This is a genomic window from Spirosoma horti (assembly GCF_054776595.1).
This window is the reverse complement of the sequence record NZ_BAAHBQ010000004.1, coordinates 67,298-87,131: the sequence shown is the minus strand read 5'-3', so window position 1 is coordinate 87,131 and position 19,834 is coordinate 67,298. Positions and strand designations below refer to the sequence as shown.

General features: G+C 52.5%; 14 protein-coding genes. 11 read left to right on the top strand and 3 right to left on the bottom strand.

Annotation, left to right across the window (positions count from 1 at the left end; genetic code table 11):
* Positions 1 to 18: 18 nt before the first annotated feature.
* Positions 19 to 2,547, bottom strand: a complete 2,529-nt coding sequence (locus ACYVAM_RS11930; RefSeq protein WP_461067196.1) for a glutaminase family protein — start codon at positions 2,545 to 2,547, stop codon at positions 19 to 21.
* Positions 2,548 to 2,768: 221 nt separating this feature from the next.
* On the opposite strand from ACYVAM_RS11930, the gene ACYVAM_RS11925 reads away from it, so the two are divergent.
* The 8 genes from ACYVAM_RS11925 (at position 2,769) to ACYVAM_RS11890 (ending at position 14,132) form a co-directional block, all read left to right on the top strand.
* The gene (locus ACYVAM_RS11925; RefSeq protein WP_461067194.1) at positions 2,769 to 3,713 is read left to right on the top strand and encodes an RraA family protein; all 945 of its coding nucleotides are present in this window, start codon (positions 2,769 to 2,771) and stop codon (positions 3,711 to 3,713) included.
* 42 nt (positions 3,714 to 3,755) lie between these two features.
* On the top strand, positions 3,756 to 5,033 hold the full coding sequence (locus ACYVAM_RS11920; protein ID WP_461067192.1) for a mandelate racemase/muconate lactonizing enzyme family protein: 1,278 nt from the start codon (positions 3,756 to 3,758) through the stop codon (positions 5,031 to 5,033).
* Positions 5,034 to 5,371: 338 nt separating this feature from the next.
* Positions 5,372 to 6,700, top strand: a complete 1,329-nt coding sequence (locus ACYVAM_RS11915) for an MFS transporter (protein ID WP_461068316.1) — start codon at positions 5,372 to 5,374, stop codon at positions 6,698 to 6,700.
* 169 nt (positions 6,701 to 6,869) lie between these two features.
* Complete coding sequence (locus tag ACYVAM_RS11910) at positions 6,870 to 8,312, top strand: alpha/beta hydrolase family protein (RefSeq protein WP_461067190.1); 1,443 nt, start codon at positions 6,870 to 6,872, stop codon at positions 8,310 to 8,312.
* 118 nt (positions 8,313 to 8,430) lie between these two features.
* Complete coding sequence (uxuA, locus tag ACYVAM_RS11905; RefSeq protein WP_461067188.1) at positions 8,431 to 9,651, top strand: mannonate dehydratase; 1,221 nt, start codon at positions 8,431 to 8,433, stop codon at positions 9,649 to 9,651.
* Positions 9,652 to 9,682: 31 nt separating this feature from the next.
* On the top strand, positions 9,683 to 11,797 hold the full coding sequence (locus tag ACYVAM_RS11900; protein ID WP_461067186.1) for an alpha-glucuronidase family glycosyl hydrolase: 2,115 nt from the start codon (positions 9,683 to 9,685) through the stop codon (positions 11,795 to 11,797).
* Positions 11,797 to 12,600 carry an SDR family NAD(P)-dependent oxidoreductase gene (locus ACYVAM_RS11895; RefSeq protein WP_461067184.1) on the top strand — a complete coding sequence of 268 codons (804 nt, stop codon included), beginning with the start codon at positions 11,797 to 11,799 and terminating at the stop codon, positions 12,598 to 12,600. Before ACYVAM_RS11900 ends, ACYVAM_RS11895 begins: the two co-directional genes overlap by 1 nt.
* Positions 12,601 to 12,890: 290 nt before the next feature.
* A complete protein-coding gene (locus ACYVAM_RS11890) occupies positions 12,891 to 14,132 on the top strand; it encodes an alkaline phosphatase family protein (protein WP_461067182.1) in 1,242 nt (413 codons plus the stop codon).
* Between the two features lie 3 nt (positions 14,133 to 14,135).
* Here the strand turns inward: ACYVAM_RS11890 and ACYVAM_RS11885 are convergent, their stop codons facing one another.
* Complete coding sequence (locus ACYVAM_RS11885) at positions 14,136 to 14,591, bottom strand: DUF2147 domain-containing protein (RefSeq protein ID WP_461067180.1); 456 nt, start codon at positions 14,589 to 14,591, stop codon at positions 14,136 to 14,138.
* Positions 14,592 to 14,803: 212 nt separating this feature from the next.
* Positions 14,804 to 15,256: a hypothetical protein gene (locus ACYVAM_RS11880; RefSeq protein ID WP_461067178.1), complete on the bottom strand. Its 453-nt coding sequence runs from the start codon at positions 15,254 to 15,256 to the stop codon at positions 14,804 to 14,806.
* 125 nt (positions 15,257 to 15,381) lie between these two features.
* Here ACYVAM_RS11880 and ACYVAM_RS11875 point away from each other — a divergent pair, with 125 nt between their 5' ends.
* The 3 genes from ACYVAM_RS11875 (at position 15,382) to treZ (ending at position 19,810) form a co-directional block, all read left to right on the top strand.
* Positions 15,382 to 15,678 carry an SCP2 sterol-binding domain-containing protein gene (locus tag ACYVAM_RS11875; protein ID WP_461067176.1) on the top strand — a complete coding sequence of 99 codons (297 nt, stop codon included), beginning with the start codon at positions 15,382 to 15,384 and terminating at the stop codon, positions 15,676 to 15,678.
* Positions 15,679 to 15,866: 188 nt separating this feature from the next.
* Positions 15,867 to 17,840 (top strand): sensor histidine kinase, encoded by a 1,974-nt coding sequence (locus tag ACYVAM_RS11870; protein WP_461067174.1) that lies wholly within the window; start codon positions 15,867 to 15,869, stop codon positions 17,838 to 17,840.
* Positions 17,841 to 17,941: 101 nt separating this feature from the next.
* The gene (treZ, locus tag ACYVAM_RS11865; RefSeq protein ID WP_461067172.1) at positions 17,942 to 19,810 is read left to right on the top strand and encodes a malto-oligosyltrehalose trehalohydrolase; all 1,869 of its coding nucleotides are present in this window, start codon (positions 17,942 to 17,944) and stop codon (positions 19,808 to 19,810) included.
* Positions 19,811 to 19,834 lie beyond the last annotated feature (24 nt).

Here is a 19,834-nt window from a genome sequence, read left to right as displayed (position 1 = left end):
TTGGGGCCGTAAAGACATTTACTTACTCAACTTTCCTTCCAGCATTTTGATATAGTACCCACCTACCACCGAACGGGCCTGGAAGCCTACCTGCTTGGCGTTTGTTGTTTCGTGCCAGTCGGAGAGGGGAACTCGGGTGGGGGTTTCATTGACATACTTCCAGACGGGTTTCACAAAGGCTTCGAAATCGCGATCCGACTTGGCTAACGTAGCCGTCCAGATGATCCAGTCCGACTTGGTGTAGGTTTTACGGCTGTCCAATGGAAGGCCGTACGGTTTCTGTTTTGTCAGGTAATAGTCGACTTCAACCGCTGTCACTTCCTTCGGAAACACGTCGAGTCCCAGCAGTTTATCCCAGACCAGGTTGTATTTCTGGCTCCAGGTATGGCCCTGATTCTCGAAGGTCAGGTCATAGTGTTCTTTCTGGCCCGGTGTTTTGTCGAGGGCGAGTTGTTGCCATTTTACGGCCATATCCCGAGCCGTTTTCAAATAGCTCTGCGCCGTTGTTTTATCGCCTAACTGGGCGGCCATCTGACCATAAGCCGCAATGCCCAGAATCGCCTTCACCGACAGGTTGGCGTTGCGGGCGATATGACCCGCGAAGTCGTCGGTGCATAATTGATTTGTCGGATCGAAGCCATCTTTTTTAAGATATTCGACCCAGGTTGTCAGGGTTTTCCAGTGTTGTTTGGCATAATCAGCATTGCCTTCGGCTCCACTAATGGCACCGGCCAGTAGCAGCATGTTGCCAGATTCTTCAACGGGCATGTCTTCGCCGTAGGTTTGCCCATTGGCCTGTGGATACGTCCCTACATCGTGTGCCGGGAAAGGTTTTTTCCACCGACCGCTTTCCGAATACTGGAAAATCGGCTCCATCATGCCCTTCAGCAGAGTTGGGTTATAGAGCAGAAACAGCGGGGCTGACGGATATGTGATATCTACCGTACCGATCGAGCCATTGGAGAAATTTTCTTTCGACAGGAAAAGCGTTTCGCCTTTCGGTCCCGCTACAATTTTGTGCGCGGCAATGGCCTGCCGATACGCCAGCACGCACAGGTCAGCGTATTCTTTACCGCCTGCTTTTTTGGCATCGGCCCGTAATCGATTATCGAATTTGTCGCACTTTTCCTTCAGCCGACTGTAGTCTTTTTCGGCCGTTTGCAGCAGGGCGGGCATCGTCGTTTTCTCGTCCCGGCGCCACCAGGGACGTAGATTCTGCTTGAAATACTGGACAGAATACAAATCATCATAGGCCAACATCAGGTGCTTTTCGGCCGGTTTCGACACGTTACCAAAGTCGAGCACCGTCGCGAGGGCTACGTCGGCAGCTGCACGGGGCTTGTTTCCCGGCACAGATGCCTTGTTATCTGTGGGGAGTTGTCCCGTCATCAGAAATGCCTGCTTGAGGCCTGGTGCCATGCCATTTCCGGTCTGGTTACCACTTTCCTGCGGAACGGCCAGATACGCATAGCCCCAGTCGATGCGTACATTATCGCCTTTTTTTGCCAGAATGGGCTGAGCTTCGGTGCCCACTGTCTGGTAGATCAGGCCGGGTGCCTGCCCGGCTTTCAGCACAACTTCCTGCCCGATGGTGTTCGTTGCCATTGTACCGGATTCGCTCAGGAACACCTGCACCGAGTGCGACTTGCGATCCTGCGAACGAACGTCGACCGTAACATAGGTGATTGGTCGGGCCACCACGTCCAGCTCATCCAGCAACAGGGGCGACATAAACGTTAGTGCCAGATTCACCGGCCCGGCCGAAAAGGTATAATTCGTTTGCGTAGCTGACACGGTCACGCCCGTTTGGGTGGCGACTGTAACACCTGACGTCTTGACCGGGTTGAAAATACCCACATCGATAAACGATCCACCCCGCGGACTCACGCAATGAACGGCCAGCACGTTTTTACCTTTACGAAGGGCTTTCTGACCAGCGGCCGATAGCGGCAGATAAATATATTCGTTGACATAATCGGGTTTATCCAGAATTTTCGTGCCGTTCAGGTAAACGACCACATCATCGTCGTGATTGATGGACATAACCAGTTTGGCTGGATCGGCATTGCCGTCATAAGTGAACTCGCGTCGGTAATAGATATCCTTTGATGCGTTCGATGCCCCATTAGTGGTCCACTTGGTTTTAGCCTCCGGTGTATCACCGAAAGGCCCCGTGCCCGACGTCCAGCCCGTGGCGGCATACTCCGTTTTCTCCCAGCCCTCGCTGGGTTTTTTAAACGTGTATTTGGCGGGGTATGCCTGCGTTTCCCCCGTCGACGCAATGGCTTCGTAGTTGGTTGGTACGGCTCCCAGGAACTGGTACGCCTGGCCATCTACCCGAACAATGCCCTCCAGCGATTGCGGTTTTCCGGTCCAGTGGCGGGTAGGTGAATCGGTTAGTTTATCGGTCGTACTCCAGACGCTGAAATAAGGGTCGTGCGTAATGAGTGGATAGGCGGGTGGGCGAAGGTCCTGGGCTTGGGGTTGTCCGGAAACAAGAAAAAGAAGAAGTGTAATGGAAATGAAAAGAGCCGAATTTTTTTGCATTGGAACTATTGGTTTGTCGAGACACGAAAATCATCCACAACATAAGCCATATGTCGGTAAACCTTTACTTATTGGCCAGAAGAATTTGAGGGCGGTAAAACCGGTCAAATCACAGGATGTTGCCTGATTCATCAGATTCTCCGGTCCGGCAAGGGGTAGATGCACCAGTTGACTGCCTTTTTTTAAGCAAAACCTAAACACTTAATCTAGAAAATTTTTGAATGAAAAAGGTAATCTTAATGATCGCTGTGTTGGTGCTGACCGGCTTGGCGTCGGTGTCCGTTGCGCAGCAGATTTCCAAGGAAGAACTCATCTTCCTCACACCCGACTGGAAAGGGGAGCGTTTCCCCGATGGACGCCCAAAAGTGCCCGATGCGATCATAAAACGGATGAAGCTCGTCACTCACGAAGAAGCCTGGGCCGTCATGAAAGGCGAAAATTACCGGTATCAGTATGCCGGTGACTGGCAAACGATCAACCCCGATAGTGTACTCGTGGGCCGCGCCCTGACCGCAACGTTTATGCCTGGCCGTCCGGATGTACATCGGGTAACCGACGAAAAAGGACATACCAAAGATGGCCGGGTAAAATCACAGAACGCCTGGCCGATCGACATGCTCGTAAAAGGGGACGTGTATGTGGTCGACCAGTTTGGTATGCATGAAGATGGGCCAACCATTGGCGATAATCTGGGCAATTCGATTTACGCCAAAACCGGAAATGGTATTGTCTACGAAGGAGCCCTTCGGGATGTAGCTGGACTAAAGGAGATTGGCGGGTTTACGTCGTATTTCCGAAGTTATCACCCATCGCACCACAACCCGGAGGGTAATCTGAATACCACGCTGGTGGGCATCAATCGCCCGACGCGCATTGGAAAGGTCATGGTTATGCCCGGCGACATTGTACTGGGCCGTGATGGCGGTGTGGCGTTCATTCCGCCCCATCTGGCTGAGAAAGTGGTGAAAACGTCGGAGATTATCCGGTTGCGGGATATGTTCGGCCATTTGCGGTTGCGGGAGCAGAAGTACACCCCGGGTCAGATCGATTCGCGCTGGTCGGATGCAATCGAGAAGGATTTTTCGCAGTGGCTAAACGCCCACGTCAGCGAACTGCCCGTCCCGAAAGAGCAAATTCAGGAATACCTCAAAACCCGTACCTGGTAAGCTGTTCGGTACATATCCCAATACCTATTCCTTTCCTAAATCATGACAACATCCCGTCGTTCTTTCTTAACCAAAGGAGCCATTGCCAGTGCCTTAGCCGCCAGTACGTTAGCAACGTTCGGTGAGGGACTCGAAACCGCCGTTCATAACGCGCCCCTGTCGTCGGCTCCCTCCGACCTGAAGATTACTGATATTAAATGCGGGTTTACCCGGGGTGGCCATAGCCTGTTCGTTAAAATTCATACCAACCAGGGCATCTGGGGCTGTGGCGAAGGTGTTGACGCTACGCCCGGAACCTATCACCTGGTGAAAATGATGGGCGAACGGATCAAAGGCAAAAGTCCGCTCAATGTCAATCGGTTGTTCGAAGATATTCGGAAGGCCGGTTTTTTCGAAGGGGCGCAGGCTGGTATGTACATCGCTGTATTGTCGGCCGTAGAAACAGCCCTTTGGGACCTGACAGGCAAAGCCCTTGGCATGCCCGTATACCAGCTGCTGGGTGGTAAGTTTCGGGACAAAATCCGGGTTTACTGCGATACCGGTGCTTATCGGGAAACGGATACCAGCGCCGACGCTTTTGGAAAAAGTGCCAAACGAGCCGTCGACATGGGATTCACAGCGGTGAAATACGATATCGACGAGCGCAATGACCCGAACAAATACGATTCCTACAACTGGACCGCCAGCCCCGGCGAACTGGAACGGATGTACAACCAGATTGCGGGTGTCCGAAAAGCCGTTGGGCCAAAAATCGACATTTGCGTGGATATGCACGGGAAGTATGATGTGCCTACAGGTCGACGGGTGGCCAAGATGATGGAACCCCTGAACCTGCTGTTTCTGGAAGAGCCCATCCCGGCCGAAAACCCCGAAGCCTACAAGCAAATTCGGGAAGCGTCGAACACGCCGATCTGTGCGGGCGAGAACCATTACCTGGCGCATGGTTTCCGTAAGCTTCTCGAAATAGGAGCCGTCGACATTATCATGCCTGATTTGCAGAAAGCGGGTGGCTTGGGCGAAGCGCAACGGATTGCCAACCTGGCCAATCTGTACTACGTGCCGTTTGCTCCGCACATGGTGGCTTCGTATCTGGGCGCGATGGCATCGAGCCACGTGTGCGCGTCCGTGCCGAACTTCCTGATTCTGGAGTGGCAGATTTACTTCCACGAAGAGCCTATGTTCAAGGAGATCGTCACCTTCGACGGGCCAATGGTCGAGAAAGGATTTATTCCGTTATCGAACAAGCCGGGTATCGGGGTCGAGATCAACGAAGAAGGCATGCGCAAATACGCTCCGAAAGACGTGCCGTTCTTTGTGTAGTAAGTTTTTCGGACAGAATGAACCCGTCTGGGTTTCGGACAAAATTTGTTCATCCTGTCTGAAAATGGCTTCATTCTGGTCATGTCAATGTGGATAAGTAGGCACGTTTACGCGTAAACGTGTGGATAACTTTTTTATCTGTGGATAAAGTCCACTGATTCCCCATCGACCTGTGATTTCCTTTAGCTGAACTGGCTCGAACAGCTCAGGTGCATTCATCCATCGGCTGCATACAGTATTTAACCGGGCTAATCGTGTTTTAGAGTAATCTGACAGACACTCATCCTAATCGACCTGTTCCTTTGACGACAAAACCCACTCCCGTTGCTGCCGATGTCCTGCGGCCTACCGGTGGTACGTTGCCCACCTCCAGCAATTATCGCTGGATAATTGTTGCGCTCCTCTTTTTTGCAACAACGATCAACTATCTCGACCGGCAGGTCATGAGTCTGCTGAAGCCCGTTTTAGAAAAGGAGTTTAACTGGAGTGAAACGGATTATGGTGACCTTGTCACCGTCTTTACGTTTTTCTACGGAGCGACAACGTTGCTGGCCGGCTACATCATCGATCGGGTCGGCACCAAACTGGGCTACATCGGGGCTATTCTGGTCTGGAGTCTGGCCGCCATGGGCCACGCGCTGGCGGGTGGTACGGCCGGATTCATGGTTGCCCGAGCCATGCTGGGCATTGGCGAGGCTGGTAACTTCCCCGCTTCGATCAAGACCGTAGCCGAGTGGTTTCCGCAGAAAGAGCGGGCGCTGGCGGTGGGTATTTTTAATTCCGGTGCCAACATCGGCGCGGTGGTTGCACCCGCTATTGTGCCGCCCCTGGCCCTGATGCTGGGCTGGCAGATGACATTCATTCTCACAGGTGCGCTGGGTTTCCTCTGGATTGTGGCCTGGTGGTTTTATTACGAAGTCCCTGCCCGGCATAAGCGTGTAAGTACTGCTGAATTAACCTATATCACATCCGATCCCGTTGACGCAACCATTGCCGGTGATGCTGCCGCCACGGATCTGCTGGCCGATAAACCGGAACCCCGTTATCCGATTTTCGCCAACAAGGCCATCTGGGGATTCATGAGTGGCAAGCTCTTAACGGACCCGATCTGGTGGTTTTTTCTGTTCTGGCTGCCTTCGTATCTGGCTAATATCTACCACCTCGACCTTAAAAAGCTGGGTCTTCCGTTGATCGTTATTTACCTGGCCGCCACCATCGGCAGCGTTGGGGGTGGCTGGCTCTCGTCGATGCTGATTCGCAAAGGCTGGCATCCAACACGGGCGCGGCAATGGTCGATGGCTCTGTTTGCCATTTGTGTGATGCCCGTTATGTTGATTAGCCAGATGAACAGTATGTGGCCGGTTATTGCCATTTTATCGCTGGCCGTAGCCGCTCACCAGGCGTGGTCGGCCAATATTTTTACGGTTGCTGCCGACCAGTTTCCAAAACAGGTAATCAGTCGGGTCGTTGGTTTGGGCACCATGGCCGGTACGTTGGGCGGGGCCGTATTTCCCATGATTGTAGGGCGCATTCTGGATCATTTTAAGGCGCTTGGAAGCCTTTCGGAAGGCTATTACATTATTTTCTACATCGCCGGATTTGCCTATTTAGCCGCTTGGACGATGTTGTATATTTTCGTTTTCAGCCGGGTGAAGGCTCGTGCTTGACAGCCTTGATGGCGCGAACGTCTTCGTTCGTGCCAGCTATGAACCGGCCTCTGGCCGTTAGGAAATCGTAGCTGGTCGGCCAGAGGCCGGTTCATAGCTGGCACGAACGAAGACGTTCGCGCCATCAGACCCCCTTTCTGCCAGCACGCTGCCAATCCTCTACCTAAACATGAAAAATCGTCCATCACTCAATCACCTCTGCCAACGGCTGTTTTGTGTTGGCATCATGTGTTTTCTGTCAACTGCCAGCCTACATGCCCAATCGCCCGACTTTCAGAAAATGACGCCGGACGAACGGACGGCGTATATGACTAAAATGCGGGCTGCCAGCCAGGAGGATTGGCAGAAAATGATGGACAAACTCCATCTGAAACTGCCAGCTCTTCCACCTCCTGCCGATGACCCCAAACGACCACCGCATCTCAAACCGAAAGAGGGATCTGGCAACTGGTTCGATGACTCGGGTTATACGCACGTTCGGTCAGGATGGGGCATTTGGTCAAATTACGACGAAGCGATAGCCAGTAACTACAAACTTCCTGACCCGCTGGTGTTGAAAAACGGCAAGCCCGTCACGAACGCAGCTACCTGGTGGAAACAACGTCGACCTGAAATTCTGACGGATTATCTGACAGAGATTTACGGCAAAACGCCTATCAATACGCCTGGTGTGACCTTTGGCCCAACGGGAATCGATAGCACGGTTCTGGCCGGTAAGGCGCTCCGAAAAATGCTGCTTGGTCGTATCGACAACGCCCGGTACCCGGCGGCAACACCGAGTATTCCCGTCACCTACTACCGACCGGTTAATGCGAAAGGCAAAATTCCAATGATGGTTATTGTATGGGGCTCATTTCCACAACCGTTACCCAGTATCGAAAAACTGATCGATGCGGGCTGGGCCGTCGCCCTTGTCAACACGGGAGCCATTCAGATGGACAGTGGAGCCGGTTTACACGAAGGTATTATCGGGCTTATGAACGAAGGAAAAGACCGAAAACCTGACGATTGGGGTGTGCTGGCGGCCTGGAGCTGGGGTCTTAGTCGGGTACTCGATCACTTCGAGAAAGACAACGATATCAATGCCAGACAGATCGGCATTCAGGGGCATTCGCGTTGGGGTAAAACGGCTATGCTGGCCGGCGCGCTGGATACGCGTTGGGCCATCGTTTTCTCCAGTTGCTCCGGGTCGATGGGCGCTTCGCTGGAAAAACGCAATTATGGGGAAACGATCGACAACGTAGCGGGTTCCGGTGAATATCATTGGATGGCGGGAAACTTTTTGAAATACAGCGGCAACTGGGCCGCAATGCCCGTTGATGCCCACGAATTAATGGCGCTCATTGCACCCCGGCCCCTGTTTATTACGGGCGGCACAAAAGACAGTTGGTCCGACCCCAAAGGCGAGTTTCTGGCCTGTGTTGGCGCCAGTCCGGTTTATGCCTTGCTCGGTAAGAAGGGTGTTGGGACAACCGAGATGCCCGCCCCCGATGTCGCCCTCATCGACGGTGATCTGGCTTTTCGGAATCACGAAGGAGGCCATGTCGACATACTCGACTGGCCCGTCTTTCTGGAGTTTGCAAAGCGGGCGTTTAAATTGAAAGAAGAGTAGTTGTGGTTGTACCCACGGGCTTCAGTCCGTGTTTTTAATCTATCAACAGCACGGGCTGAAGCCCGTGGGTGCAACCATTCCAGCAAGGAAATTAAAAATAAGTCTAATAGGGTAAAAAATGGGAATGTTACAAACCATGCGGTGGTTCGGGCCAAACGACCCGGTTTCATTGATGGATATCCGGCAGGCGGGTTGCGCAGGCGTCGTTACGGCGCTGCACCAGATTCCGGTGGGCCAATTATGGACGATTGACGCGATAACCGAACGGAAAGAGCTCGTTGAAGCCAATAATCATCAGTATTCACCCTTGCAGTGGGCAGTGGTGGAGAGCTTGCCCGTTCATGAGGACATTAAGAAAGGCCGACCGACCCGAATTGACTATATCGAGACCTATAAGCAGTCGATCCGAAACCTGGCCGCTTGCGGTATCAAAACCGTTTGCTATAACTTCATGCCGGTGCTGGACTGGTCCCGCACGAACCTTAACTACGAAATGCCCGACGGCTCGCGGGCGCTACAGTTTGTTTGGCAAGACTTCGCCATCTTCGACCTGTGCATTCTTAAACGCCCTGATGCCGAGATCGACTACGAGCCTGAAATCATTGAATCGGCCCACCAGAAGTTCGGGCAAATGACGGCGGAACAGATTGCCGAATTGTCGAACGTTGTGCTGCTGGGTTTGCCCGGTTCTGAAGAAGCCTTTACCCTCGATACGTTTCAGGGTTTATTGAACGAGTATGCGTCCATCGGTGATACCGAACTTCGCCAGAATCTCTATTACTTTATTCAACAGGTAGCGCCGGTAGCGCAGGAGGTGGGCGTAAATCTGTGCATTCATCCCGACGATCCCCCATATCCGTTGCTGGGGTTGCCCCGCGTCGTTAGTACAGAAGCCGACCTTACCCAGCTACTGAACGCCTGCGACGTAACCGCCAATGGCATTACGTTCTGTACGGGTTCGTTGGGTATTCGCCCCGATAATGATCTGCCGGGCATGATTCAGCGGTTTGGCGAACGGATTCACTTCATTCATCTGCGGACAACGAAGCGCGAAACAGCCGAAACGTCGGCCCGGCCCGGTAATTTTCACGAAGCGGATCATCTGGCGGGTGATGTCGATATGTATGCCGTGGTGAAAGCCATTGTGCTGGAACAAAAACGGCGGGCGCAACAGGGCGTCGGCGAATCGGCTATTCCCATGCGCCCCGATCACGGTCACCAGATGCTCGACGACTTGCACAAGAAAACGTACCCCGGCTACTCGGCGATCGGCCGACTGCGCGGACTGGCAGAATTGCGCGGTCTGGAAATGGGTATTGAGCGAAGTTTAGCTACATAGCGTGTTTAATCGCTGATAACTTTCCCGGAGAATGAAACGAATACTATTTTGTCTGTTGCTGATCAGTACGCTTTCTTTTGCGGACGACGGTTACCGATTATGGCTCAAATATGACCTCATCAAGGATGTAGCTCAACGCAATGCATACGCCCGGTCGGCACAGTTTATTGCCGTAAACGGCACAAGTCCGGTCCTGACATCGGCCGCTCAGGAGCTTCAGTCCGGTTTGCAGGGCTTACTGGGTAAATCCATTCCTATTGTCGCCAATGCGGGTAACCGAACGGGGGGAATTGTCTTAGCCGTCATAACGGCACCCGCCATCGATGCTCGGAAACTGCTGAACGATGGCTACCAGTTAACCAGTCGGAAAACGGGCAACCTGACGATTTCCGGTAAGACCGATGCGGGCCTATTGTATGGCGTTTTTGCCCTGCTGCGACAGGTACAAACGGGGCAGTCCATTGACAATCTTTCCGTAACCAGTAACCCGAAAATTCAGTATCGAATGCTGAATCACTGGGACAACACCAACGGCACCATCGAACGCGGATATGCGGGAGAGTCGCTCTGGAAATGGTACGAACTACCGGCCACCGTCGACCCACGGTATCGGGATTATGCCCGTACCAATGCATCGCTGGGAATCAACGGAACCGTGGTCAACAACGTCAATGCCAGCGCCCGTTTCCTGACGGAGGAGTACATTGAAAAGGTCGCGGCTCTGGCGAATGTGTTCCGGCCCTACGGCATCCGGATTTATTTATCCATCTATTTCCCGGCTCCCAAAACCATTGGCGGCCTGAAAACCGCGGATCCGCTTGACCCGGAGGTGCGGAAATGGTGGGCCGATAAAACCAACGAGATTTACAAAGCCATTCCTGATTTTGGTGGCTTTCTGGTCAAAGCTAATTCCGAAGGTGAGCCCGGTCCGCAGGATTACGGCCGTACCCATGCCGACGGGGCCAACATGCTGGCCGAAGCCCTCAAGCCGTACGACGGCATTGTGTTATGGCGGGCCTTTGTGTATAAAGCTGATCCTAAGGCCGACCGCTTCAAGGCGGCTTACGAAGAGTTTACGCCCCTGGATGGAACGTTCGACAAGAAGGTGATTGTCCAGGTGAAGAACGGGCCTATTGATTTTCAGCCTCGTGAGCCGTTCTCGCCCCTGTTTGGCAACATGCCCAAAACGCCCCTGGCCATGGAGTTTCAGATTACGCAGGAGTACCTCGGTTTCGCAACGCATTGGGTATATGAAGCACCCCTCTTTAAAGAATGTCTGGATACGGATACCCACGTCAAAGACAAAGGGGCAGCCTCAACCGTAGCAAATGTGATCGATGGCAGCCTGCACCAGTATACCATGACGGCCATTGCGGGGGTAGCGAACACTGGCTCCGACCGGAACTGGACAGGCAACCCCATGGCGCAGGCCAACTGGTATGCCTATGGCCGACTGGCGTGGGATCATACCCTGTCATCGGAGGAAATTGCGGACGAATGGGTCAAGATGACGCTGACCAGCGAGCCGAAAGCCGTAAAAACAATTACGGACCTGATGCTTCGATCACGGACTATTTACGTCCGTTACAACACCCCATTGGGCCTGTCGCGGCCGTGGGCGGGCGTTCATTTTGCACCCGAACCCTGGCAGGAAAAAAGCCCTCGCCCTGACTGGACCGCCATTTATTATCACCGGGCTGATTCAATCGGCTTGGGTTTCGACCGGACGGCAACGGGAAGTAATGCCCTGGCGCAGTATCGCCCGGAAGTGCAGAAAATCTGGCAAAACCCGGACACCTGCCCACTGCCTTACCTGCTCTGGTTTCATCATGTGCCCTGGACGAAAAAGCTGACCACCGGAAGAATACTCTGGGATGAACTGTGTACCCATTTTTACACCGGCGCCGATTCGGTTAGCTGGATGCAGCAGCAATGGGCGCTGGTAAAACCGGCGGTCGACCCGCAACTATTTGCCGATGTAACGGGTCGCCTGACCACCCAACATAAGGAAGCTATCTGGTGGCGGGATTCCTGGGTTCTGTATTTACAGACGTACTCGAAAAAACCAATTCCTGTTCCGTTTCGGAAACCCGACCGGACGCTGGACGACGTAAAACGATTATCCGAAATTTATAAATTACGCTAGTGGAAAACCAACAGAACACGCAGGCAGTACCGCAATCGGTCTCCGATCAATCCGTTTTTTCGCTCGCAGGCAAGTTGGCCCTTATCACCGGTGGTGGCAGCGGTATCGGTTTCGATATTGCCCGCTGTATGGTGCAGGCGGGGGCTACGGTTGTCATAACGGGTCGGAGGGAGCAAGCCCTTCAGGAAGCCACCGACAGGCTGGGTGACCGGGCGCATTATGTGGTCAACGACGTGACCGAACGATCCCTACTGGATGGCCTGGTGGAACAGATCGAAGTCGCTCACGGGCCCATCGATATCTTAGTTAATAATGCCGGAATCAATATGAAAAAACCGGCTCTAGAGGTTACAGATGAAGATTTTGATCGCATTGTCCATACAAATCTGAATTCGGTTTTCAGTTTGACACGGGCCTGCGCCCGACGCATGATGGCCCGTCAGCAAGGATCAATCATCATGATCTCTTCGATGGCCGCCTATTACGGGATCGACCGGGTGGCGGCCTATGCGGCCTCGAAATCGGGTGTGGAAGGCATGGTGAAAGTGCTGGCATCGGAGTTTTCGGGCAACGGCGTTCGGGTCAATGCCATTGCACCGGGGTTCATCGAAACGGCCATGAGCAAAACCGCCATGGGGGGCGACCCGGACCGGTTTGCCCGTGCCATGCGCCGGACACCCATGGGGAAATTTGGCCAGCCCGACGACATTGGCTGGGCTGCCGTATTTATGGCTTCCGATGCGGCCAAGTACATTACGGGCGTTTCATTGCCAGTCGATGGGGGTAATTCGATTGGGTTTTAAAGGTTGATTTCACCACCCCCGACCCCCCCCTTGAAAAAAGGAGGGGGCTTTGTAACGGGGTACTCTTAGTCTAGACCTGTGCTTGTAACGGTGCCCTTGACGGAATCTTTGTAACGGGGTATCCTTTTTCTGGCCCCACTTAAAACAGGAGGGGGTTGGTGTGGTTGGCAGTAAAACCAAAGGGTTCATCGTACTAACAGCGCCTAATGATATTATGAAGTTGTGAAATTTTAGCCAGGTATTTCGATGATACGTTGCCATATCGTTACTTTGGCGTTTCTCTTATGCCGATGCCACAACGCTTTACATCCTACTTTCTCCTTGTCTGCGGCCTGCTTTTAGCTTCCTACAGTTGGGGGCAGAACAAACCCCGAAAAGCTCTATTCGTTATTGTCGATGGGATTCCGTCGGATGTGATCGAGAAGCAGCCAACGCCTAATCTGGATGCTATTGCTAAAGAAGGAGGGTATGCCAGGGCGTATGTGGGTGGTCAAAAAAATACGTATTCCCAGACGCCAACCATTTCGGCGGTGGGCTATAACAGCCTGCTTACTGGTACCTGGGTGAACAAGCATAATGTTTGGGATAACAGCATAAAAGCGCCCAATTACCAGTACTGGACGATCTTTCGCTTTTTCGAAAGCCAGTATCCGCAAAAACGCACGGCTATCTTTTCAACCTGGCTCGACAACCGAACCAAGCTCGTTGGCGAGGACCTACCACAAACGGGCAATCTACGCATCGACTATTCGTTCGATGGGCTGGAGCGCGATACGCTGCTTTATCGCCACGATAAACAGTCGGACTATATTCACCAGATCGACGAGAAAGTGGTTGATGAAGCCAGCCAGTATATTCACGATGAGAGCCCGGATTTGTCGTGGGTGTATCTGGAGTATACGGATGATATGGGGCATAAGTACGGCGATAGCGAGCAATTCTATAAAGCCGTCAGGATAATGGATGATCAGATTGGACGGCTATGGAAAGCCATTCAATACCGGCAGAAATCGACCGGTGAAGACTGGCAGCTATTCATTACCACCGATCACGGCCGAAGTGCCGATACGGGTAAGAACCATGGCGGGCAGTCGGATCGGGAACGGGCTACGTGGATGGTGACCAATGCAAAAGACCTGAACAGCCAGTTCAAAAAGAACACGCCCGGTATCGTTGACATTATGCCGACCATGGCCCGTCACCTGCAACTCTCGATTCCCAAAGAACAGGCGTTTGAACTGGACGGTATTCCGCTAACGGGAAAATTGTCCATTGCGGAGCCATCGGTCAAAAAGGAAGCGGGTAAACTTAATCTGAACTGGAAAGCCGTTGAGCCGAAGGGAACCGTTAAAGTTTGGGTTTCTACCACAAATCACTTCGAGGAAGGTAAACGGGATGATTATCTGCTTCTGGCTGAAGTACCCGTCAATGCTCAAACGGCCACGGTTGATGTGTCAGCGTTGCCAACCGGCTACTATAAAATTGTGCTGGAAGCGCGCTACAACCATCTCTCGCGCTGGATTGTCGAGTAGTGTTTATTTTACCCGCGTCCAGGTCTTGGATTTTCCCAGGAAGCTAAGGCCCATGATGTAGCCCCGTAAGTCAATGGAGTTCGCATCTTTGAGAAACACTTCGCAACTGTATGTTTTGCCATCTTCCGGATTATAAATCTCGCCATCTCCCCAGGTGTTGTTGCCCTTATAGATTAGATTCGTTACCAGTTCCAGTTGCATAAGCGGACGGTTGCGCAACTTTTCGTTCGGGTTCTCTTTGTCCAGTTTAGGCTTATTCGTACCCGGATAAGTGGGTTCCAGCATCCAGACCAGCTTGCCAAAATACTTGTTTCCCTGTTTATAGATCTGAACCTGATTTCTTTTCTTCGAACTAAGCCATTTGCCGACGATTGCGTCGGGATCGTCGGCTCTGGCTGCAAAAGAAGGTAAAAAAAAGCAGGCGAGTAAGAGTAGTGTAGGTAAGCGAAAAGCGTTCATACGTGCGTGTTTTGGTATATAAACGGAATCGCCGGGGTGTTTGTCTAATTATTTCCCTAAATGCGACTCGTTCTATAATAAACAGGATATATCTAATAACGCCTTCGATTGAACAATGCGTCGATTACCTGCCTAACCGTTGGAGTCGATTTAGGTTGTTTTGTAAAGTCTTATTTGAAAAAAACGCGTTTTCTACATACGTGGTCATGCGCTTAACTCATTTCCTTGAGCGAAACCCAGTATAAGCCCGCAAAAATTACACTAAAAAAAACACCGAACGAGGTGTTCAACGCGCCAAAGCCAGCCAGAACGACAGGTAATACCAGGCCGACGGCTATTCCCGCCACATAGATCCAGAAGCCGATCCGGCGTAACCGAAACATCAGGAAAGCGCCGATGAGCGTCAGCAGTGAATAAATGAACTGCGCGATCGCCAGCGATTCGATTTGTTCAGGGTCGCCGGGCAGGGGAACATCGCCAGACGAACGGTCTTCAAAGTATTTTTTTTGCTGTTTTTCCTGCTTTGGGTCCGTGCTTTTTTGCTCGACGTAAACCGTTTCAGAAACGGTGTCTGCCTGCACAAACGAGACGATGGCATCCAGCAGGCCCCAGGCACAACTAAGAAAGGTAAGGATGCAGAGGAGAGTTAAGAATTGAGAACGCATAGAGAACGCAGACAACCGTCTGCCATGAAATTTAAGCGGGCAGGATGTCCGCGTTACCTGGAAACCTTATTTTCGCTGCTGAGTTTCTTTTAACAAGACTTTTATACCAACGAAATCCAAATCAGATGACTCTGCAAGAGCTAACCGAGCAAATTCGGACCAAAGTTACGCATGCCGACAGTATTAATGCTACAATCAAGCTGGTGACCGACCAGGGGCCTATTTATATCGACGCCACCCAGTCGCCCGCTGTTGTTTCTAACGATGATAAACCCGCCGATTGCGATTTGCAGGTGAGCATCGACAATCTCGTTAAAATGGGTACCGGCGACCTGAATCCGATGATGGCCGTGATGACGGGTAAACTCAAAATTAAAGGCGACATGGGTATCGCCATGAAAATGGGTCAGATAATGGGTTAATAACAACCGAGTGAATGAGCAGGTCATGCGACTTTTTGTGCCCCTGATTGGCTCATTCACTCGGTTGTTATTTTGCCGATGGCCAAAGAAAGAAAGGGCCTGCCGGTTTTTCGTTCACTACCGGCCTGTTCCTAATTACTTGTTTATTAGTTACGCTCGTTATACATTAGTGGTGACCTCTGCTACTGATGATGCGTTTGCGCCTACTCGTTCTGTCATTTTTGCTTTGTTGCCAGGTAGGGCTACGGGTATCGGCGCAACCAGTAAGCAGCCAGCCCATTATGGTGCTGCCCGCCGATGGTGATCAACCGGCACTTCGCGGGGCGCTGGCCTATCTGCGGGACTCTACGCATACCCGGACAGTTACGGATGTGATTCAACTGGCCAAAACGTCCGCTTTTCTGCCTATAACATCGCCCGTACCTAACTTCGGTGTCATTACAGGAACGAAAACCGCCACCCCGTTATGGCTCCGGTTCCGGTTGCAGAACCCGGTGAATACGCCACAGAAATGGCTTGCCGAAATTGATTTCTGGTGCTTCGATGAGCTTCAGTTGTTTATCGTTGATGCCCGGAATAACGTCTTGTCAACGTCGCGAACCATTGGCTGGAAAACACGGGCTACCCAACGAATTTTACACAATCGACACTTCTGGTTTCCGTTCACGGTTCCCGCCGGGCAGACTGTAACGGCTTATTTACGCGTTGTCAAACACCGGGGTGCTCAGGTACTTCCCGTTGAACTGGTTCGGGAAGCCGACTACGAAACGGTTGTTCAGCAGAGCTATCTGTTTTGGGGCGGGGTGCTGTTCGCCCTCACGTTTGTGGCTATGATGAGCCTCATTTTCTTCCTGACTACGTTCGATCAAATTTATTCGAGGTATATTTTCTGCCTGCTGGGCCTGGTAGGTTTTTTTGTCATCAATGATGGCTTTTTGAATCAGTTTGGTTTTGAGGCCCAGTTCTGGATGCCCCGTCAGAATGTTTACTTCCTGTTTCCCCTCATCCTGTTCTATTCGCAGCTAACATTTGTGCGGCAGTTTCTAAATCTGCGGCATACCCCTTCATACCGCTGGCATACGGTTGGTACGGTTGTGCTCTGGAGCGGCATTCTGTGTCTGGTTGCCCTGACCGCCGAATGGTTCACTCCCTTGTCGCCCACGATGGAGCTTATTCTGGTTCGCCTGTTTACGGCTCTTTACTGGCTACCGCTGCCGGTTATTGTGGCCTACATCACAATCAGTATCATACGGCGGTATCATGTCCAGGAGGGTTGGCTTTATCTGGTTGCTATTTTACCCTTCTACACGCTTAACCTTGGCTTGGTCTTTGCCAATTTTGGCTTGTTGCCTACCTATCAGCCAGTGTCCTGCTTTGCCTACTACGCGCCGGCTGCTTTGTTTGAAGTGCTGGTACTCATGATCGGGTTGGCGTACCGGTATAAGCTGGACCGCGACCAGACCGAAAAACTGATCAAAGAACGTACCGTTCAGCAGCAACGTACATACGAAGCCGAAGTGCAGACGTTAGGGCTGAAAAATAACCTGCTGGTTGAGAAGGAACGCATTGCCCGCGATTTGCACGACAACGTAGGCGCGCACCTGGCCTTTGTGGTAACAAACCTGACCCATATCAGCGATCAGGCCGAAAAAACACCCATTGCCGACGGGCAGCGCTTGTCTATCCAGCTGCGGACCATTGTCACACACACGCGCGAAGCGGTGAAGCTTCTGCGCGAAACGATCTGGGCCATTCATCAGGAAAGCTTCACGGTAGAAGAGTTTGCCGAACGGCTCAACCAGTATATCAACCGCTACGTGCATGAAACGGATGGTCTTCATGTCGACGTTCAGGTGTCGGGCTCGCAGGCTTATAAACTGAGTTCATCGCAGGTGCTGAACTTGTTTCGAATCGTGCAGGAAGCCCTCAATAATGTTGTGAAGCATGCCAGAGCCACAGAGGCCATTGTAAAATTGTTCGTTGAGGCCGACGGGCATATCAACCTTCGTATACATGACAATGGGCAGGGATTTAGCTGGACGAATGGCGCCGTATCCAGCCATCACTATGGCCTGCGCAACATGGAAACCCGCGCTCAGGAGTTGGGCGGAACATTCCGGGTCTTCATCGAAGAGGGTACGACCGTCGAAGTGGCGGTGTAAATACGGGCACGATTGAGTTTGTCAAACTTTATTCCTGCCAACACATAGCGGCTGTAGCGTGTTGTTTGAGTAACCACTTACTCAACCATCAATTATACCCTATGAATCAGGCATTACTAAGCCGCCGATTGCTTGGCGTTACCTTTACGCAGGATGGCGCCACGGCGCAGGTCTGGGCTCCTTTTGCCCATAGTGTCGCTCTTCGTCACGGCGATCGTCAACTGACGCTTCCCCTCCTGAAGGATGGTGCTTATTGGCAGATGACCACGGCCCAGCTACAACCCGGTGATACGTACACGTTTATCCTGAACGATACCCTCGAACGGCCCGACCCGGCGTCGATGGCACAGCCCCAGGGCGTACATGGCCCTTCGCAGGCGGTGGATACCGCTTCATTCCGCTGGACAGATGCCGACTGGCAAAACCTGCCGCTGGAAGATTATCTGCTTTATGAGCTTCATACGGGCACATTTTCACCCGAGGGCACATTCGCCGGGATTGAGAACCGGCTGGATTACCTGGTGCAACTGGGCGTCAATGCCATCGAAATTATGCCTGTCGCGCAGTTTCCCGGTAACCGGAACTGGGGATATGATGGGGTGTTCCCTTTTGCCGTCCAGCATTCGTACGGTGGGGCCGAGGGTTTACAGAAACTGGTCGATGCCTGTCATCGCCGGGGGCTTGCCGTCGTACTCGATGTCGTCTACAATCACATTGGCCCCGAAGGCAATTATCTGGGCGACTTTGGCCCCTATTTCACGGCCAAACACCAGACGCCCTGGGGAAATGGCCTTAATTTCGATGATGATTACAGCGATAGTGTGCGCCGGTTTTTCATTGAAAACGTGTTGATGTGGTTTCGGGATTTTCACATTGATGCGCTACGGCTGGATGCCGTTCATGCCATCTGTGATGAGAGCGAAACGCACATTCTGCGCGAGATCAAACAGTATGTCGATGCGCTGATGGCGAAAACCGGGCGGCAGCATTACCTGATCATTGAGTCCGATCAAAACGAAACCCGCTTCATCGATCCGCTGGTGGTGGATGGGTATGGCATGGATGCCCAGTGGAACGATGAGTTTCATCATGCCCTGCGCGTTACGGCGGGTGGCGAGCGCAACGGCTACTATGCCGATTACAATGGGCTGCAGGATCTGGCGAAATCGTATCGGGACGCCTACGTGTACGACGGCACTTATATGCCCCGGCGTGCCCGAATCGTTGGGAAATCGACGGCGGGTCATGCCGGGCGACAATTTGTGGTCTTCTCGCAGAACCACGACCAGATCGGTAACCGAATGCTGGGCGAACGACCCAGTCAGCTGGTTAGTTTTGAGATGCAGAAACTAATGGCCGGTGCCGTTATGAGCAGCCCTTACCTGCCCATGCTGTTTATGGGCGAGGAGTGGGGCGAGCTAAATCCGTTTCTGTATTTCGTGAGCCATTCTGAACCCACGCTGGTAGAAGCCGTTCGGCAGGGACGAAAGAAGGAATTTGCTGATTTTCAAACGGATTTCGAGGCTCCTGATCCGCAGGACGAACGTACGTTTGACCGCTCCAGATTACAATGGCAACGACTCACGCAGGAACCACACCGGACGCTTTTCCGGTACTACCAAACGCTGTTGCGTTTACGCAAAACATCTTCGTTGCGTCACCCCGACCGGGAGTCGGTCGCGGTGGTTGTGGATGACCTTAAGCAAACCCTCACCCTGCTTCGGCAGCACAAAAAAGAAGTGAAGTCTGGCTCCTTTGCTGTGGAGGAAACCGTCGTTTGCCTGATGAATTTCTCCCTAGAGCCCCAATCGCTTACACTGCCCGCCAGCGATGGTCAGTGGCATGTGTTACTGGACTCGGCCGACCCTGTCTGGCGTGGGCCCCTGGCGGCCCCATTGCTGCTGAACGGGCAGGCATCGGTTGTTGTTCAGCCCGAAGCCATTCTGATTTACACAAGCGCCAGTCGATAAGTAAAGCAGGTGTTATTCATATCC

What these genes read in the sequence shown, in the direction of transcription:
- ACYVAM_RS11885 (WP_461067180.1), bottom strand. Translation starts at nt 14,591, where the DNA reads ATGAACGCTTTTCGCTTACCTACACTACTCTTACTCGCCTGCTTTTTT.
- ACYVAM_RS11925 (WP_461067194.1), top strand. Translation starts at nt 2,769, where the DNA reads ATGAAAAAGGTAATCTTAATGATCGCTGTGTTGGTGCTGACCGGCTTG.
- ACYVAM_RS11890 (WP_461067182.1), top strand. Translation starts at nt 12,891, where the DNA reads ATGCCACAACGCTTTACATCCTACTTTCTCCTTGTCTGCGGCCTGCTT.
- ACYVAM_RS11875 (WP_461067176.1), top strand. Translation starts at nt 15,382, where the DNA reads ATGACTCTGCAAGAGCTAACCGAGCAAATTCGGACCAAAGTTACGCAT.
- ACYVAM_RS11880 (WP_461067178.1), bottom strand. Translation starts at nt 15,256, where the DNA reads ATGCGTTCTCAATTCTTAACTCTCCTCTGCATCCTTACCTTTCTTAGT.
- uxuA (WP_461067188.1), top strand. Translation starts at nt 8,431, where the DNA reads ATGGGAATGTTACAAACCATGCGGTGGTTCGGGCCAAACGACCCGGTT.
- ACYVAM_RS11910 (WP_461067190.1), top strand. Translation starts at nt 6,870, where the DNA reads ATGAAAAATCGTCCATCACTCAATCACCTCTGCCAACGGCTGTTTTGT.
- ACYVAM_RS11900 (WP_461067186.1), top strand. Translation starts at nt 9,683, where the DNA reads ATGAAACGAATACTATTTTGTCTGTTGCTGATCAGTACGCTTTCTTTT.
- ACYVAM_RS11930 (WP_461067196.1), bottom strand. Translation starts at nt 2,547, where the DNA reads ATGCAAAAAAATTCGGCTCTTTTCATTTCCATTACACTTCTTCTTTTT.
- treZ (WP_461067172.1), top strand. Translation starts at nt 17,942, where the DNA reads ATGAATCAGGCATTACTAAGCCGCCGATTGCTTGGCGTTACCTTTACG.
- ACYVAM_RS11920 (WP_461067192.1), top strand. Translation starts at nt 3,756, where the DNA reads ATGACAACATCCCGTCGTTCTTTCTTAACCAAAGGAGCCATTGCCAGT.
- ACYVAM_RS11870 (WP_461067174.1), top strand. Translation starts at nt 15,867, where the DNA reads ATGATGCGTTTGCGCCTACTCGTTCTGTCATTTTTGCTTTGTTGCCAG.